The organism is Bdellovibrio bacteriovorus (assembly GCF_002208115.1).
In the GTDB taxonomy this organism is placed as follows: Bacteria; Bdellovibrionota; Bdellovibrionia; order Bdellovibrionales; family Bdellovibrionaceae; genus Bdellovibrio; species Bdellovibrio bacteriovorus_C.
Map to the genome: position 1 here is coordinate 3,397,996 of NZ_CP020946.1, position 17,422 is coordinate 3,415,417.

Genomic DNA, 17,422 nt, shown 5'->3' on the forward strand with positions numbered 1-17,422 from the left:
TCGTCCACAAAACCCACACAAAAACGCAGCCCCCCGTTGCATGAAACCGGGCGACATCAAAAGCCATCAAAACCTGAGGTGGGCCGCGTGCAACACACTCCGGAAGGCACCATAGAGGAAAGCCACGAAGAACAGGCCCCCTAAACTGAAAAATATTCATTCAGGGCTGCGTAGGGCACAGCCCCTTCGTCCTAAATAGAGCCAGAACTCTTGCTGCGGGGCTTAAAGGCATGGACTCCTCCTCTGTAGAGTGCTAGTTTGCAGTCGCTATAAAAGACTGAAAAAACTTAGGAGAACCACGTGGATAACACTAATCTCAAAAACGCAAAACCTGAGGTTCTGGACTCTATCGCTAGACGCGCCCATTACCTAGCTACCCAGATGATCTGGCAAGCCAATCATCGCCCGGACAAAGAAAAAGGCGATCCTAAAATCGGTGGTCACCCTGCCGGTTGCGCAAGCTCCCTGCACATCATGGGTGCGCTGCACCTGTTGGTAAAATCCGGTTTCGATCACATCGCGAACAAACCGCATGCTTCCCCAACAGACCACGCTTACAACTATCTTTTGGACAATTTGCTGAAGTCCGATCTTTCCAAACTGTCTTTGGAAGAAGCCAACCAGGCTATGCACGGTCTGCGCAAGTTCTCTAACGGTGACGAATATGTATTCCAATCCTACCACTCTGCGTATGACCCGGATCAACACAACTTCTTCCCGTCTGGCTCTGTGGGCATTCCACCTGTTGAAGCCGGTTACATGGCATTGGCGTACCGCTATGCTGCTGAACACGGTTACGATGTGCCAAAAGACGCTCACTTCTGGGCGGTTTGCGGTGACTCTGAATTCCGTGAAGGTTCCATGTACGAAGCGGTTCCGGATTTCTCTGAACGTGAGATCGGCAACCTGACCTGGATTCTGGATTACAACCGTCAGTCTTTGGATGGTCACCGTCTGGTGAACAACGCCATCCTGGGCGGTACGGATGCAGACCGTGTTGAAAGAACCATGGCAGCCAACGGCTGGGAAGTGATCCAGGTTCGTCACGGCGGCAAGCGTGAAGCTTTGTTCGCGAAAAAAGAAGGCGAAGCCTTCAAAAACTTCCTTGAAAAAGAACTGACGGACTATGACCTTCAGGCGTTGCTTTTGGTTCATGACCTGAAGCTGCTGAAAGACACTTTGGCCAAAGACTACCCGTCTCTTAAAAAGTTCCTGGCTGCGACGGCGGATCAGGATGTTTACGAAGCTCTTCGTGATTTCGGTGGACACGACATGATGTCCCTGGCGAAAGCCATGATGAAATCCAAAGAATCCAAGCGCAAGCCAACCATCATCATCGCTCACACCCTGAAAGGCTGGGGCCTGAAGGCGGCGGCTCAGCAGGGCAACCACTCTTCTCTTCCACACGAAGATGAAGTTGAAGAACTGCGCGCAAAACAAGGCATCACCGGCAATACACTTTATGCTCGCTTTGATGACAAATCCGTTGAAGGCAAATTCCTGGCTGCTCGTGGCGAGAAGATCTATGCTGACATCAAGGCTCAAAACGCCTTGAAAGCAAAAAACCAGGAATTCTTCCTGACCAAACTTGCTGAGTTCGGCGATATGCCATCTTCTTTGGAAATCAACACAAAGATGACAAGCTACCCGCACACACAGTGGATGCTGGGCCAATTGACTGCAAAACTGACTCGTATCTCCAACACTTCTTTGAATGAGTCTGAATTGAAAGCGGGCCAAAAAGCCCTGACGGACAATGAAAAACCATTCAAACTGCCAGGCGAGCTGTTCATCTCCATGGCTCCGGACGTGGGTACTTCGACGAACTTGAATCCAGCGATGGATGGCAAGATCTTCGGTGCTCAGGAAGTTCAGGACATCGAGGCAGAACTGGGCGTAAAAGACGGCAAACTTCCGGATCTGGTTCCTGGTGAAGACGTAACGGATCGTTTCCTGCGCTTTGAAATCGCGGAAGGCAACGTGATGTCCTGCGTGGGCGCATTCGGAAAAATGCGTGATATCGTGGGTGTGCCTATCATCCCATTGATGACGGTTTATGACTTCTTCCTGAAACGTGCATTGGATCAGTACTTCTACAACCTGTACTGGAAATCCTCTTTCATCTGCGTGGGTACTCCATCAGGTGTGACACTTTCTCCGGAAGGCGCTCAGCACGGCTGGAAATCCGACGTTCAAATCCCGAATCAGATCACTTGGGAGCCATACTTCTGCCAAGAACTTGACTGGATCATGGTGGACGCGATCCGCAGACACGTATTGAACGACAACGCCGGCCGCTCTGGTGTCTTGCTTCGTCTGGTGACTCGTGGTGCGGAACAAAAAGACTTCACAAAGTATCTTTCCAAACAAGCTCGTTTCAAAGTGGGTCTGGAAGGAAAACTGTCCCGCGCGGAATTCCCGGTTGCGGGTGCGGTGAACGAAGAGGAAGTGGCAGCAATGAGCGAAGCAGAAATGTTCGCCGTTGTTCGTGAAGAAGTGCTGAAAGGTGCTTACTTCCTGATTGATTACCGTGGTTACGCTGGCTACGAGCCGGGCGACAACGTGATCAACATCTTCGCAATGGGTGCTTTGGTGGCTGAAGCCATGAAAGCTTCTGAAGCTCTTCTGGCTCGTGGCATTTATGCCAACGTGATCGTGGTGACTTCATCTGATCTGTTGACTGGTATCCAGGCGCACGAAAACGATTACCACTATCTGCGCAACGAACTGGGCATCAACGCGGATCTTTATCTGAAAAAAGCAGAAGAGATCTCTTCCGGCGACCTGATCACGGTTGCGGGTCGTCGTATCCCGGTTGTCAGCGTTCATGACGGTGAAGCCGGTCTATTGGACAACTTGGGCTCTATCATTGGTGTTCGTCAGGAATGTCTTGCCGTTCGCAAGCACTCCAAGTGCGGTCGCCCTTCTGAGATCTTCAAGTATCACCACCTTGACGACGCTTCGATCGTTGAGGCTTGCGGCAAGGTTCTTTCTGAAACCGCTCTTGAAAAAGTCATGGTTTCTGAACAGGCATTGGGCGAAGCAAACCAAGCTTCCCACAAAGCCGCTCACTGGACTGATTTGTGGCCATCCGCAACTCACAGCCAGAAGCACTAATGCGCAAAACGCAAAAACAAGAACTCCCCTTCGATGGGGAGTTCTTTTATTCCCGCAGCAAACGTTTTGAAGAAGTCGTCTTTTTCGTCCACTTCTTCGAAGGCAGCAAAAAACAGCTGCTTCGTCACATCAAACTCGTCAATGAGATGGGTTTTGATGCTTTTGCCTTCAATCTTACCGGCACCCACAAAGATCTGACATCACTCAAGCTTCCGATCAGCTCCAAAGGCGGATTCGGGCTTAAACATATCTATGCTGATCAGATCGAAACCCTGTTGAATCAGGTGCCGGGCAGAAAAATCATCTTCTCGTTTTCAAATCCCACAGCTTCGGCCATTGAAGCCATGGCCCGCCGCAATTGCAGCGACACCGTGGCTCTCGTTTGTGACAGCGGCCCTTCGGGTAAGTTCATTCCTTCGGCTTACAACCTTTACACGCACGAATACAAGATCCGCCCTTTGCCATTGCGTCTGGCTTTGACCCCGGTGCTGAGTCTTGCCTGGAGCCCGTTCCTGCACAAGGATCTGGACAAGGACCTGAAGACCTTCCCGCAGGGCTTTAAGATTCTTTCCATTCGTGGCTGGAAGGACTTGCTGATTCCACCGGATCACATCGACCACGTGTTTGAACCTCACACGAATCTGGATTGGACGAAACTTTCCCTGCCAGAGGCCGGCCACCTGACTGGGCTGCGTGATTTCAAATCCGAATACGCGCCGACGCTGGAAAAATTCCTGAACAGTGTCGCAACCCCTTTGACATGATATTTGATCCGCAAAACCCTTTCCCCCTGAGACCCCTGACGGACTATGCCTATCACGAAGCTCAAGCCCATGCGGCTTTGGTGGATGACTGGCTGGGCTTTCAGTGCCTTGAGGTGGAAAATCAAATCCGCTCTCTGCCGAAAAATGCGGGCGAACATCAGAACTGGGAACACCTTTCGCTGCAGGCGTTTCAAACCCCGTACTGCGAAATTCACAACATTCTGGATCTTTTGCAGCCACAACCCGGTCAACATATCGTGGATCTGGGCTGCGCCTATGCGCGCATGGCCTTTGTTCTGCATCGCCATTATCCCGGATGCAGCTTCACCGGTTTTGAACTGGAAGCTTTGCGTGTGCATGAGGCCCAACGGGTTTATTTCCATCACACGGGAAAGAATCTGAATGCGCTATCACAGGATCTGTCGGCCACCGATTTTATTCCCCCGGCAGCGGATATTTATTTTATCTTTGATTTCGGCAATCAAAGATCCGTTGAGAAAACCCTGAACGACCTGAAAGACCTTGCCAGACGCCAGTCCATCATCGTGGTGGCCCGCGGAAAGCTGTCCCGATTCTGCATTCACAAGGATCACCCTTGGCTGACGGCCATTCAGGATCCCCAGCACTTCGCGCATTTTTCCATTTACCGTTCCTGATTTGCACTTACACAACAAGCTTTGGTTTTTGTGGCTGAATCCGGCCGCATTTTCTATTCTGGGAATCCTGGAGGGGACCCATGAAAATGATTTTGCCATCAGCACTGCTGCTGACTGCTGCCCTGTTCACTTTTTCGCAAGAATCTTCAGCAGGCTTTGGATTCGGAAAACGAAACGTCGGCTACATCTACGAAACCAGTTTTTCATCCATGGGATGGCGCTATCTGTCCCTGCTTGAAGACAAAAGCACGGATGATCCCAAAACCCTGGAATCATCCCAGCGCAATGCCTGCTACAAACGCTATGGAACCATCATCAATGACAACACTTTGGACATTCGCATCGCCATCGGTTACTTCGACTGGACAACAGGAAGCAACGTGCACTACGCCGGACGCAGTTACGGCGTCAGTCCTTCTTTGGACATCGGTGCTTATGAGGCCCTGAAAGATCTTTTGACGTCCTCTTGTGGTGGCAAGGCCCGCTTCTGCGGCTTCCGCAAAGATCCGCAGAACAGTTCACTATTCACCCGCGAAGTCACAATCCATGGCAAGAAAGTGCTGGCCCGTGTGGAAATTCGTTTTTCATCCGCAACCGAAATCCTGTCTGAAAATCTGGGCCGATACCGGGATACTCAAAATCAACGATCCCGCTATGCGGATGACTTTTTCACCCGCTCTTTGCGGGAAGCAGACGCCGTGTTTTACTTTGGGCATGCCAGAAATGGCGGAGGACCTGATTTCTATCCTCCCGTTTTTCTTCCCGGTACCAATAAGTTGAACTACAGCGGTTATTACAAAGCCAAGCGGCCCGGGTTTAACAAGATGTTAAGTGCATTGGATTCTTCCCGTCAGGCTCCGGTGATTGGGTTGATGGCGTGCGCTTCCCGGGATCACTTCCTGCGTCGCACGCAGGCGGTGGCGCCAAATTCCGGGGTCATCAGCTCGATGGATGTATTGAACGTGGACTATGTCTATACCGCGATGATTGGTGCGGTGGATGCTTTGTTGCGCGGTCAGTGCCAGAAAAGCTTTTATCAGTCCATTCGTATGACCAGTGGCAATCAGAAGTACATCACCATGGATGGAATGTTTGAATAGCAGGACCAATACCCTGCCATTTAGCCGGACCAGATCTTGGTCCGGTATAAATACAAGTCCCCGTTTAACCGATAAGGTTCCGGGAGACCACGATGTCAATCAAAGCCAAGATACTTATTATTATTTCCATCCTGCTCACGATTGCGACAGGCTCCGTCTATTGGATTAACAGAGATTCATTCGTCAAAGACAAGACATCCTATCTTTACTCTGATTCACTTGAACGCATTGAAAGAGCCTCCAGCGAAATCACTTCTGAATATCAGACCTACTTTGACAAGATCCGCACTGCTCTCTATTTCTTCGACTCCACCACCGGACAATTCAACGCTGGCATCAAGCCGCTGGCGACCACTCCTGAATGGGGAAGAATCCGCGCATTACGTATGAACATCATCAATGATCTGGAAGTCACTGACACCCTGGGCGTCTCGGCTGCACCGCTTGAGCAGGAAGCCCTGAAAGTCCTGAGCACCTTACAGGATGGTCGCACATTCACGCTGCACTCGACAAAGTCACCACAATACCTTGCGATTCTTTACCGCAAGGGAAATAACTATTTTGAGGCTGAAATTCAACTGCCGGCCCTGCAACGAATCTCCTCCGAAGGACGCCTGAGTCTGCTTAAAGGTGACAACAAGGATTTTTTAGGTGGCACAATCTTCGCCAATAATCCGCAACTGCAATACCATTTCCATAAAACCTTTCAACCGTCCGGCAAGGCCGGAGCAACAGAATTACGCCTTGATGGTCAGGACTATCTGATTTCCTACAAGGAAGTGCCTGTTCTGGGCACCTTCCTGATTAACACCGTTCCAATGAGTTCAGTTTTTGTAGTCGTGAAGAAGATCACCACACAGACTCTTTTCATCTCTTTAGGTATCCTTCTGGTTGGATTGTTTGCCGTCTATATCAGCATTGATTCCATCACCAAAAATCTTCTGGCATTGACCAATGCCATGTCCTCGTTCAATGCCAATGGGACTTCTGCAAAAGTGAAAATCATCAGCAAAGATGAAGTGGGCCAAATTGCCGGCATCTACAACAAAATGCTCTCAAAAATCGACGAGCTTCTGCTTCATACTGCTTCTAAAACTCGCATGGAAGCCGAACTGGAGACCGCGAAGGAAGTCCAGGAGACTTTGCTGCCCTCAACCAAGGCGGACACAGATGCTTACGTTATCAAGGGCTTCTATCGTCCGGCTTCAGAGTGTGGAGGAGACCTTTGGTTCCATCATGCAGAAGACGACAATGTCCTGATTTTTGTTGGGGATGCTACAGGTCACGGAGTTCCTGCCGCATTGATTACTGCCGCAGCCCGATCCATCCTTTCTGTCGCTGTTAACGAGAAGATCTGGGATCCTGCAAAAATTCTTTCTCTGATCAACAAGGTCATGTGTGACACAACCAAAGGTGCAAAAATGATGACCGCATTTGCATGTGTTTACAATATCAAGACATACGAACTGACCTATTCCAATGCCAGCCATGAACAGCCGTTCATCATGCCCACAAAGGGGGCTGATAAAATCACAAAAAACAGCCTGAGAATCCTTTCAGAAGCCAAGGGAAAAAGACTCGGAGAAAAGTCCGACAGCTCCTATACTAATTCCAAGGCCTCTCTGCAAAAAGGGGAAGGTTTGCTGCTTTATACTGATGGACTGACCGATGCGATCGATGCAGAAAAAAATCAGTTCTCTGAACGAGGCCTGTTAAAAACGATTGTTGAAACCTGCAACAAGAACAACAACAAAAGCCTGCACACTATTCTGGAAAAGAAGATTGTGGAATTTACCGGAGATATCGAACAGCCGGACGATATCACTTTCGTCAGTCTGTTCGCAAAGGCAGCCTAGAAAAACCTAGGCTGTTTTACCCATTACAACATTACCGTCCACCAGATCACTCAGGCGAACCGATCGTGACATCAAAACCTCTTCAGCTTTGATACAAACTTCCCGTCTGGTTCTGGACGTGATGCTCTTTTGCGGAACGACCACACCATCCTGCAGATCACGCTCTACCAACATCGCCTTTTTCTGAGGCAACGCCGCCAAAACCGCACTCTGCACATCGGCCTTTGATCTATACAAAGCGGCATAGATCACGTCAGTGTCATAGGAATCAAACAGTTCCGAAAGCAGCTCTGTACCCAGAATCTTCAAGTCAGAGAAGACCATAATCACCCTGCGAATACGATCGAACTCCTCGGGGTTTTCCTCTTCAAAGAGCTTGAGGATATCCATCTCTTCTTCCGGTGACATTCCGCGAACAACCCGGGCAAGAACAGAAGCCCCTTCCACTCGCAGTTCCGGACTGGCTTTCATCTCAGCAATTCTTGCCTTGAAGGAGGCTTCGACCGACTTGATCACATCCTGAGGAAGCTTTTCAATTCTTGTCAGTTCTGAAAGAACCCGGGACTTCTTTTCACCCCCCAGCGAGGAAATAATATCGGATGTAACCTCAGGAGGCGCATTCAAACAAAGGACTGCAACATTGGAAGCGCTTTCCTTTTCCAGAAGGTGATTTCGCTCTTCCGGCTTCATCTTCAATACGAACATGAATGGATTTTCATCTTCGTTTTCCATCTGATGCTGGATATAGTCTGCCAGGATCACTTTATAAACATCGCGAACGGCGGTCTCCATTTCAGATTTCGTTGGATCAGCCTTCTTATTCTTGATCGCCTGACCAATACGCGCCCAAGCCACCGCTGGGATATCTGTATAGATCTTTTTGGACGTATCCCAACCCAAGAACTCCATGAACAGCGTTACTTCGTGAGAATGCCCTTTCAGGACAAAATCAGAAATGGACTTGGAGGACAACTGAGGATACTGGGTTGCAATACTGATAACATGTTGCTTGATGGACAACAGATCCATCTCAACTTCCATTTCGCCGGCATTCGGTTCTGATCCAGCGGCCACAACCTCTTTGGTTTCTCCAGATTCATCTTTTTTATCTTCAGGACCGTGTGCGTATTCGTGAATCTCTTTAAGATCTTTTGGATTTTCTTTGGACTGACCACGTCTCCATGCCCAGAACATCAGACCAGACAGGGCCAGCAAAGATACGACAACGATCAAAGCCCACATTTTCCATGTTAGCTCGGGCAGCTCCGTAGGTTTCTTTTCAACAGTCGGATCCGCCGGAAGCTCAATTCGCTTCAACGCCACTGTGTCACCGGACTGCATGTCCAGATGAAGTTTGGATACCAGAAGGTCCTTGATCACTTTTTCAACGTCAGGATTCACATTGCGGGAAAGAACCACATGAATATCAGTGCGCGCCTTCATTTCATGCAGGCGGTTGGCTGACTTTGGCATCGCTGGGGCTTCGCCCATCAATGGCATTCCGGGAAGATACTGAGCTTCAACCTCGTCCTGATACTCTTTCAGCTTTTTATCGTCGCGATCGAGTTCAACCGAAACTACAAGAGTATAGTCTGTCGGACGAAGAATTGTATTCAAGACCGAACGAGCCCGAGTCTCGTAAATAGTCTCAAGTGTTCCAATCTCTTCTATATACTGAGCCTGAGCCCCCAACGGGCCGACAAGTAAAAACAGTAATGTTAAAAACGTCTTCATTGCATTCCCTTGTCTTTCATTTGTACTTCACTCAACAACACTTCAGCAAAAGTTCTCATGTGTGGATGCGGGGAACCTTCCACAATCTTGCTCAATTCCGACTTGTACTGGTCCGCAACGCCCAAAGCCCGAAGGCCCGTCAGAAACGCATCTGTCTTCTCTTCACTTTCAAGGTCCACTTTTTTAGCCAGATACTTCTTAAGATCACCATCAACATCTTTTCGGTGAATAACCAGATGTTTAAAAACACGCGGCCTCACCTTTTCCGGATAACTGCCATAGTTCTGGTAAATTTTTGTGAGAGAGTTTCTTTTAAAATGCTCATCTTTGACTTTAGTCAAAAGACGCAACCCCTCCAAGATGTTTCCTTTGGGAGCAATATCTTTATCCAGTTCTTTTTTTGCCAGAGCTGGCATGGGATCCATTGCAATCAACAGCTCAGAAATGCTGTCCTTCTGATTCGCGTCTTTGGTGGAAAGGTAGGTTTTTTCCAGCACCTTTCTGCTTTCTTCATCCACACCCAATTTCGTCAGAACTGAAACGGCATAACGAACTGCCTTGGCATCATCTCCCACCAACTGCGCGCGATCCTGGCATATGAATCTTGCAATGTGCAGTTTAAGATCATTCAGTCCGACCTGGTCACTTTCCAGCCATTCGATTTTCGCTGCATCAAGAATATAGATACTGGCTCTGAAGAACCGCTCATTGTCTCTTTTGGACTTTTCGACACCAAAGCTCTGCTTCAGGTTTTCAAAATTCTTTCCAGTCCACGCCTTGCCTGCCGGCGAGTCCATATGAGTTCTCACCGCACCGTTATGCGTTTTTTTCAACTGCTCCCAGTTAGTCAGACCGACGGAAGTTCCCGAAGGCTTTCTGTTGGAGAAAACAAAGTACCAGGCCCCAGCCCCAACCACGGCCAATGTTGAAATCCCAAGTGCAATTTTCTTAGCTCCGAACTTCATCCTGAAATCCTTTGTCTTCTAAAATGAGGTAAACCGCAGTCCCGCCAGTAAAGTAAAATTGCTGTAAGCAACCTCTTCTCCGACTTCACCAGACGAACTCAGACTTCCTCCAAAAACAACCTGTCCGATCAACAAGGTATCTGACGCCAGAGGAATCTCAACTCCTCCGCGCAAAGTATAATCCATGAATGTGGCATTAAATCCCTCTACTGAAAGATTGCTCATACCCAGATTGATTCCGGCAAAAGGTGTCGGTCTCCAGACCCTGGCATCAGCCCGACTGTCCAAAATCAGCTTTTGTCCGTTCAGACCCAAGAAGTAGTAACGACCACCAAATGAAATGCGGGTATAGGGAATCTGCTGTCCGCCGGAACCCATCATTTCCGTAAAGGAAACCGTAAATGCGCTGTTCATCGCGCTGCTGTTAATACTGTAATTGACCTCGACCGTAGTCGCTGAATCCAAAGAATCACTCAGGTCACCATAGGAGTAGTTCAAAGAAGAAGTGCCCAGACTTACGTCCCAATCAGACGTAAGGTAGGCCCATGAAGGTACGGTAACGAGTGTGAGCAACGCGACAACAAGGTACTTCATCAACGAACTTTCTTTCTCTCTTCAATTTCCACGTTGGATGCCGGGTATCTCATTTCAGTGCCGTTTGTCGGCAATGGCCCCAGGTTCAGTTTCTTATAAACATCAGACAGATACTGATAAGCGACTTTATTATAAGGATCCAGCTTAAGAGTGCGCTCCCAAGCCAGGCGCGCTCCCTGATAGTCTTTCATCAGGTACTTTACGGAGCCCTTCAACAACCAGCCATTATTGGAGTATTCGTCCAGCTGCAAGGCCTTGTCGATCTGATCCAGAGCTTTCTGATAGTCACCCTTCATGATGGCCTGCTGTCCCTGGAAAACCAATCCGACAACCTTGTCAGCACGATCCCGATCCACGCTCGGCATGCCGCCGGAAAGACGTGGAGAGAAAAGAGCATCTTTATAGAATGAACTTGTATTTTCAAGCAGGGCCACGCGCAATTTCAGCTCTTGCATTTCCGCCAGAAGTTCTTCCATTTTTTTATCTTCTGGTTTTTTGTTTTTATCCTCAGGCTTTTGCTGATCCGGCTTTTTTTCCTCGTTGGCAGCAAGTTCTTCGGCCTTCTTTTCATCATCAGTCAATGGATCCAGACGAGTGGCAACAGCGATACTTTCGCCTTCGTTCACCTTCACCATGACTTCTTTTGTTCGATAGTTCTGTTTCTCAAAGATCAGGAAGAAGACATCACCAAGTTTTGATTCTTCCTGTACTTGCAGCGGAGCAATTCCAAGAAACTTCTTTTCCTGGCTTTGTACGTCTTTGATATAAACCTTTGAACCAGCAGGATATGACTTGACGGAATATTTTCCAGCGCATGCAGTAAACGCAAAAATAAAACCAACCAACGACAACAATCCTAGTTGCCTTTTCAGCTGCATAGATCGGACCTCCATCCATAGAGTCTCACAATATTGACATTTTTAGATTAACACATATACAGTTTTTAAAGAAAACTAATTCTGAAGGGCGGCCCATGCGGTTTAGGTTCTTTCCATCGTTCTTACTTTTTTTCCTGGCCGCTGCCCTATACAGCCCGCAGCTTCGAGCTGAGCTTGAAGCACCTGTACTAAAAGCCAAGTTGGGAATGTCCATGCTGACTGTTAATGCAGGAGAGCTGGTCCAGAATGAACCTTTGGGGTCCATGATTACGATCCAGCCATCGGTGCTATGGAACATTTCCTCACTAAACTCTCGTATAGGTTTTCACTTTTTAGCTGACATGAGCAGTAACTATGGTGCCACACCGATTTCCGGAATTGGCGTCAGTGGATACTACTATCTTCGCGGACTGACTTCGGCTTATGAGGTTGCTGACGGAGACGTCCTGACACAAAAATCGAAACCAGGCATTTTTACTTTTGCCAGCTTCACTCCTGTGAATTTCAATCTCAATAAAATCGACAAAGAAGTACAGTCCAACTCTTTTGCTCCAAGCTCGACTGTCTATGAATTAATGATTGGTTTCGGGTATGAGTACCCAATTAAACCGAATATGCTTATTTCGGCAGAACTTGCGAAGAGAGATGGAACTCTCTCCGCATTAAGCAAGGAACTCAGCTATTCAGGCTACATGTTCTCTCTTGCCTTTGTGACTTCCTACTACTGAGTCAGGTCTTTTTGGAACTCTTCCGTCTTCTTCTCTAGTTGACGGATTTGCTTTTCCATACGCTCCAGCTGCTGCTGCTTGCGTTTTTCTTCCTGAGCTGCCTTGTACTTTTCCTGCATCTGCTGATACTTGGCCTGAGCGTTCTTCATTCTTTCCTGAAGTTCCGCTTCACGCTTCTGCTCTTCAACCTCCTTGGCTGTCAGCTTCTTCGTGAATTGTTTCTGCTGCAGTTTGTATGCCGCTTCGGCATCATTCAACGTCAACGTCACAATCACCCGGCGGTTTTCCGCCTTGTTGGCAGCAATGTCAGCGCCCTTTTCATCCTGGTTCGGCTTTAAAGGCCTTGTCTGGCCATAGCCGGTTGCCGACATGATCTTTGAATCCACATAACGCTCTTCAAAGTACCGCAGCACCGAGCTGGCACGAAGAGCCGAAAGTTCCCAGTTGGATCTGATTGGACCATCAGAGGCAACAAAAGGATCGTTATCCGTATGACCTTCAATGCTGATCTTTTCAACGCCCTTCACCGACTTGATAGCCGCCACCACTTTATTCAGAGTTGGCGCCGCCGCCGGCTTCAGATCAACAGCTCCGGATTCAAACAAAACAGAACCGTCAAATTTCAATGCAAGTGTATTCGGGTCATTGCCTCGGGAGATTTCAACCCCCTGCATTTCACCGGAACCCTTTAGAATGTTAACGATCTTCTGCTCTACAATCATCAGAGAGCTCTGGGACACGTTACCACCAAAATATTTTGCAATCTCTTTGCTGACCAGATCGAATTTATTGCTGTCGAACCGGCTCATGGAATACATAAGAACGAAGAATCCAAAAAGCAGGGTCATCATATCCGCATAGCTGACCAGCCAGTTGGATTCGTCATGAGCCGCATTGTGCGTGTGCGGCTCCTCATGAGGTTTTCTTCTTCTATGACCTGAACTGCCACTCATAATTAAGCCGCCTTACTTTGAACCGGTGCAGATGAATCTTCACGTTGATGCGGAGGTAAGAAGGACTGAAGATACTCTTTGATAAAGACCGGATGTTTTTTTGCCTGTACCAGCAAAACGCCCTCTTTAATGATCTCCCGAAGAGTCAGATCCGCCTGAGAAACCGTTTGCAGCTTTTCGCTCAATGGAATCAAAACAAGGTTGGCCACGGCCAAACCGTAGAAAGTTGCCACCAGAGCGACTGCCATCGCGGGACCGATACGATCCTGAGCTCCCGGCTCGCCCAATGTTTCAAGCAAACCAATCATACCCAAGGTCGCACCCAAAAGACCGAATGCCGGCGGGAAACGAGCCATGGTCTGCCATACTTTGGTTTCCTCTTCGTCACGTTTTCTTTTTCCGCGCAATGCATTCGAAAGAACATCATCAAGCTCTTCCTGATTGAATCCATAGTCAGCCAGAAGTTTCACGCCGTCCTTCAGAAATGGATGCGCATTGGGTCTTAAAGCCTGAGTGATGGAACGGCTGTCTTTACGATAGGCCTCAGAGATCTCAACAATGTTTTCGATAGCACCAAGATAGTCGATACGCTCACGACCCAGCACTTTACGAATGATGATCTTAGCAGCGCCAGCCAGGCTTCTGAAGTTGAAGCTCAACAATGCCACTGTGATCGTACCACCCACAACCAGGACAACTGCATGCACATTGGCAAAAACGATTGGATTCTTGGTGGAATCAAGGATTGAGTAAACTGCAATCCCCACCGCTGCAAGAATTCCCAATAAACCCGCTAAATTCATAAAACCTCCGGTTTTCTACATTAGTCTTATCGACCGGCGGCAAGAGTCCTTTACTGACCCTAGGTGTAGATTTGGTAATTTCTCGCGTTTTGCTTCTACATCTGCACTCGGCTCATAATATACTGAAAGGGGTGTATTGCGCCTTTTACAGAGGGGAATAAATGACTGAGATTATTCTTTATTCATGCCTGGGAATCTTTCTGATTGAGATGTGTCTGATCCTTAAGGAACTCCGACGGATCAATTTCGAAAAACGCTCCCAATCAACGATCAAAGAGCTTCAAGAGCAAAAAGACAAGCTCAACCAAAGACTGAATCAGGCTCTGTCTGACGTGGAAGGCATCAATCACCTTTGGAATCAGTCAATCATGTCAGAACAAAAGCTGAGAAAAGAGCTTGAAGTCACCAAAGTTCAGATGGTTTATCTGGCCCAAAAGGTGGTCAAGGCACAAGAGCCTGTTCTGGAAGCTGAAGAGGCTGAAACTGACAAAAAGTCCTATTGGGAAAAGAGCTCCGGAGAAGCCATGCGAGTACGCTATCCAATGACGGAAAAAACAATGGATTTCGTTTAGTAACAAAAAAAACCCGGGCTGACATGCACCGGGTTTTTTATTTTTCTTAATCACACTTGATGACTTTATAACTGACATCATCCTTGTTCATTACGAACAAATGCCGCCCACCAGGCATTGGCTCCCATAAAAACTTTTCCTTTGCCGGAGGAAGTTTAAAGCCGACGGAATACCTGACAACCTGATTGGGTTCAATCAGGCGGGAAACATAGCTCCTTCTCCAGAAGATGTTCTCGCGGGCCTCTTCCGCCAACCACAAGTCTTTTTCCACCAGATTTCCGTCTTCATCGGTGACTCGCTTGAAGTCCACTGGCTTCAAAGTCTCATACTTTCGCGAACTGTCCAGACTCCCATCCACTAAAGGGGAAAACTGCCAGCGCTCACCGGCATCCAGCATTCCGCTGATTCTATGGCCGAAAAAGTTTTTACCAGCGACCATAAAGGAACCAAAGAATTCCACCGGCAAACTGACTGTGGATGGCTTTAATGAAAGCTCTTTGGCATCACTTTGATAAACTGAAATCTCTGGTTTATCTCCGGAGGTGTAAGCGATCACCTGTCTGGAAATACGCACCCGGGCTTTGCTATTTCCCTGCAATTCGGAACATTGACTGTACGTCAGTGCATTCGCACCACCCACCGTCAGTATGGAATCCGGCGTTTGAGCTCCCCCTCGAGGCACGAGACCTTTCATGGTGAAAACATCGTAGAACCCAAGGACACCACCTTGAGTCACCAGCAGATTCTTGTCATTCAACTGCGTCCACTCTGCATCCGGACTCCAAGGCAGATTACACAAGGCCATGCTGCTTTTGGGTTGAATTTTTTCTTCACTGATCACAACCGGGAAGTACTTTTCCCTGCCTTCATACTCCCCGCGAACAACGGCGACATTTCCGAAGGAACCAACAAGTGAAAAATGGTCACCACCACCAGGCAAAAGATCATTGTCAGATGAACTGATCTGTTCAAGATAAGGTGCCATTTCCTGAGAGAATCCGATTCTCATCAAGCGCCACTTTTCAGACTTTGAATCCAGACCGCCGAAGTAGTACCGACCATCTGAACTTCTGAACAGGTGGGACGCAAAAGACACCGGCTGTCCTTCATACTTCAAATGACCTTCATTTTCGATTTTACATATCAGCGGTGCGGCCTTCTGCGGCATTCCGTCATCCAGAAAAGTAACAAGTCCCACACCCAGGATCACCACCACCGCCATCAGGGCTGGCATCTTAATCATTAACGGCACTTTGCTATTCTTCACTTTCCTGTCCATTTGAAAGCTTTCCTGTTACTTTTTCGGGCTAATACAGCTTACTTTGATAAGTTCCCGTTTTCCGGTGCTGGCAAGTTCCTTAAAGAAGCACTTGTCATCGACCTTGACCTGATAAGCGCCGGCTTTAAGAATAAACGGGAAGTTAGTCAGATAGTTCCCTATCAGCCTCTCACCATTGTCGTACAGATACAAGCCTCGCACGATCTTATCCTCGACAAAGAAGGCCGACGCCTCATTAACGTCATAAATATAGTCACCGTCAGGAATAATCAGATAGTCCTCGACGATCTTTTCAAAGAACGGCTCGCGGTAAAATCGCATGTTCCACTTTCCAGTGGGCAGGGAAACCCTTTCATCACTGGTGAAGGACTTAACCACCTTCTTTGTCTCGCGATCCAGCAATTGAATTTTCATCAGCTTGTTTAAGAAGTTCGCCTTGAAGAATCCATCGCCGACAACACGCAAGGTGACCTTTCTTTTGGGCAACACCGTGAATGTGGCAAAACGGTATTTCGGGCGAAGATTCACAATCGCCGTATAGCGCCCCGGAGGCACCTCAATCCCGATCCGCGCCTGGAACTTGCGATAGAGCTCTTTCTCATTCCCTTCCCTGAACAGAAACACCGTGGCGTCAGGATCCGGGCTGACCACAAAAAGATTCTTGTTGGGATTAAGCATCTTATCAAGTTCGTTCATCTTGTTATCGAGTTCGCTTTCACTGTCGGCCTGACTCATGTCTCCGATGCACTGAAGTTTCATCAGGGTGTCGGCCTGGTTGGCTAGTCCCAGAGCCACAACAAAAACCTTCAGATCCGTACCACTGTCCTTGATCTGCTTCATGATTTTGCAGGGATCTTCACCACAGGTTTCCTCACCGTCGGTAAAGAGCACAATTCTTTTCGGGCCTGCGTAGTGTTTGATGTCATTGTAAGAAGCCTGCAGTGACTTTCCGATCGGGGTCATGCCAACAGGCTCAAGATTCTGCACCGACATCTGAATCTGACCCAGCTGCGACTGTCCCGGCGTCAGCACCAGTTTGATGTCTTTGCAGTCTTTTTTCCTTTGAGACCCAAAAACCCGCAATCCACTGGAGCTCTTTTCTGTCCACTGGGACAGCAGATACTTGGAAAGAATCTTTTTCAGAATGTAAATCTTGGTTTTGTTTCCGGACATTTCCTGACCCATGGAACCGGAGCTGTCTATCAAAAAAGAAACCAAAGGCGTCTGCTCACTGGACTTCATTTCCTCGGTAAACGCCTCAACCGCATGCTTGGCTTTCACTGCTGCGGGATCAAAATCAAGCTCATCGAGCATATCCGATTTTTGCAGGCGAGTTGCACCCGCCGGAACAGTGTCATTGTCAGCATAAGCGTGCCCGGAAATAATCAGAGCAAGCAGCACCCAGACATAAAGCATTTTCATA

15 protein-coding genes are annotated in these 17,422 nt (G+C 48.2%); 7 read left to right on the plus strand and 8 right to left on the minus strand.

Features of this window, described 5'->3' with window-relative positions; genetic code table 11:
• The first annotated feature begins 300 nt into the window (after positions 1 to 300).
• The 5 genes from B9G79_RS16325 (at position 301) to B9G79_RS16345 (ending at position 7,493) form a co-directional block, all read left to right on the plus strand.
• Positions 301 to 3,117, plus strand: a complete 2,817-nt coding sequence (locus tag B9G79_RS16325) for a pyruvate dehydrogenase (RefSeq protein ID WP_088566436.1) — start codon at positions 301 to 303, stop codon at positions 3,115 to 3,117.
• On the plus strand, positions 3,117 to 3,881 hold the full coding sequence (locus tag B9G79_RS16330) for a hypothetical protein (protein ID WP_015089577.1): 765 nt from the start codon (positions 3,117 to 3,119) through the stop codon (positions 3,879 to 3,881). Before B9G79_RS16325 ends, B9G79_RS16330 begins: the two co-directional genes overlap by 1 nt.
• Positions 3,878 to 4,537, plus strand: coding sequence for a class I SAM-dependent methyltransferase (locus B9G79_RS16335; RefSeq protein WP_088566437.1), 660 nt, complete (start codon positions 3,878 to 3,880; stop codon positions 4,535 to 4,537). Before B9G79_RS16330 ends, B9G79_RS16335 begins: the two co-directional genes overlap by 4 nt.
• Positions 4,538 to 4,617: 80 nt before the next feature.
• A complete protein-coding gene (locus B9G79_RS16340) occupies positions 4,618 to 5,637 on the plus strand; it encodes a hypothetical protein (protein WP_088566438.1) in 1,020 nt (339 codons plus the stop codon).
• 92 nt (positions 5,638 to 5,729) lie between these two features.
• The gene (locus B9G79_RS16345) at positions 5,730 to 7,493 is read left to right on the plus strand and encodes a SpoIIE family protein phosphatase (protein ID WP_088566439.1); all 1,764 of its coding nucleotides are present in this window, start codon (positions 5,730 to 5,732) and stop codon (positions 7,491 to 7,493) included.
• Between the two features lie 6 nt (positions 7,494 to 7,499).
• On the opposite strand, the gene B9G79_RS16350 is transcribed toward B9G79_RS16345, so the two are convergent.
• The 4 genes from B9G79_RS16350 to B9G79_RS16365 are packed head-to-tail and all read right to left on the minus strand — an operon-like array spanning position 7,500 to position 11,664.
• Positions 7,500 to 9,227, minus strand: coding sequence for a FliG C-terminal domain-containing protein (locus tag B9G79_RS16350; protein ID WP_088566440.1), 1,728 nt, complete (start codon positions 9,225 to 9,227; stop codon positions 7,500 to 7,502).
• The gene (locus B9G79_RS16355) at positions 9,224 to 10,192 is read right to left on the minus strand and encodes a hypothetical protein (protein WP_088566441.1); all 969 of its coding nucleotides are present in this window, start codon (positions 10,190 to 10,192) and stop codon (positions 9,224 to 9,226) included. The genes B9G79_RS16350 and B9G79_RS16355 overlap by 4 nt, the downstream gene beginning before the upstream one ends.
• A gap of 18 nt (positions 10,193 to 10,210) precedes the next feature.
• Positions 10,211 to 10,786 carry a hypothetical protein gene (locus B9G79_RS16360; RefSeq protein WP_088566442.1) on the minus strand — a complete coding sequence of 192 codons (576 nt, stop codon included), beginning with the start codon at positions 10,784 to 10,786 and terminating at the stop codon, positions 10,211 to 10,213.
• Positions 10,786 to 11,664: a tetratricopeptide repeat protein gene (locus tag B9G79_RS16365; RefSeq protein ID WP_088566443.1), complete on the minus strand. Its 879-nt coding sequence runs from the start codon at positions 11,662 to 11,664 to the stop codon at positions 10,786 to 10,788. Before B9G79_RS16365 ends, B9G79_RS16360 begins: the two co-directional genes overlap by 1 nt.
• A gap of 95 nt (positions 11,665 to 11,759) precedes the next feature.
• Between B9G79_RS16365 and B9G79_RS16370 the strand changes: the two genes are divergently transcribed.
• Positions 11,760 to 12,392: a hypothetical protein gene (locus B9G79_RS16370; protein ID WP_232468816.1), complete on the plus strand. Its 633-nt coding sequence runs from the start codon at positions 11,760 to 11,762 to the stop codon at positions 12,390 to 12,392.
• Here B9G79_RS16370 and B9G79_RS16375 read toward each other — a convergent pair.
• Together B9G79_RS16375 and B9G79_RS16380 are read right to left on the minus strand one after the other, a co-directional pair.
• The gene (locus tag B9G79_RS16375; protein ID WP_088566444.1) at positions 12,386 to 13,345 is read right to left on the minus strand and encodes an OmpA/MotB family protein; all 960 of its coding nucleotides are present in this window, start codon (positions 13,343 to 13,345) and stop codon (positions 12,386 to 12,388) included. The two genes, B9G79_RS16370 and B9G79_RS16375, sit on opposite strands and share 7 nt — an antisense overlap.
• 2 nt (positions 13,346 to 13,347) lie before the next feature.
• Positions 13,348 to 14,148 (minus strand): motility protein A, encoded by an 801-nt coding sequence (locus B9G79_RS16380; protein ID WP_088566445.1) that lies wholly within the window; start codon positions 14,146 to 14,148, stop codon positions 13,348 to 13,350.
• A 161-nt stretch (positions 14,149 to 14,309) separates the two neighbouring features.
• Between B9G79_RS16380 and B9G79_RS16385 the strand changes: the two genes are divergently transcribed.
• Entirely contained in the window at positions 14,310 to 14,720 is a 411-nt protein-coding gene (locus B9G79_RS16385) for a hypothetical protein (protein WP_088566446.1), read from the plus strand.
• Between the two features lie 46 nt (positions 14,721 to 14,766).
• On the opposite strand, the gene B9G79_RS16390 is transcribed toward B9G79_RS16385, so the two are convergent.
• The gene (locus B9G79_RS16390; RefSeq protein ID WP_157678801.1) at positions 14,767 to 15,963 is read right to left on the minus strand and encodes a hypothetical protein; all 1,197 of its coding nucleotides are present in this window, start codon (positions 15,961 to 15,963) and stop codon (positions 14,767 to 14,769) included.
• 51 nt (positions 15,964 to 16,014) lie between these two features.
• Positions 16,015 to 17,421 (minus strand): vWA domain-containing protein, encoded by a 1,407-nt coding sequence (locus tag B9G79_RS16395; protein WP_088566448.1) that lies wholly within the window; start codon positions 17,419 to 17,421, stop codon positions 16,015 to 16,017.
• Position 17,422 lies beyond the last annotated feature (1 nt).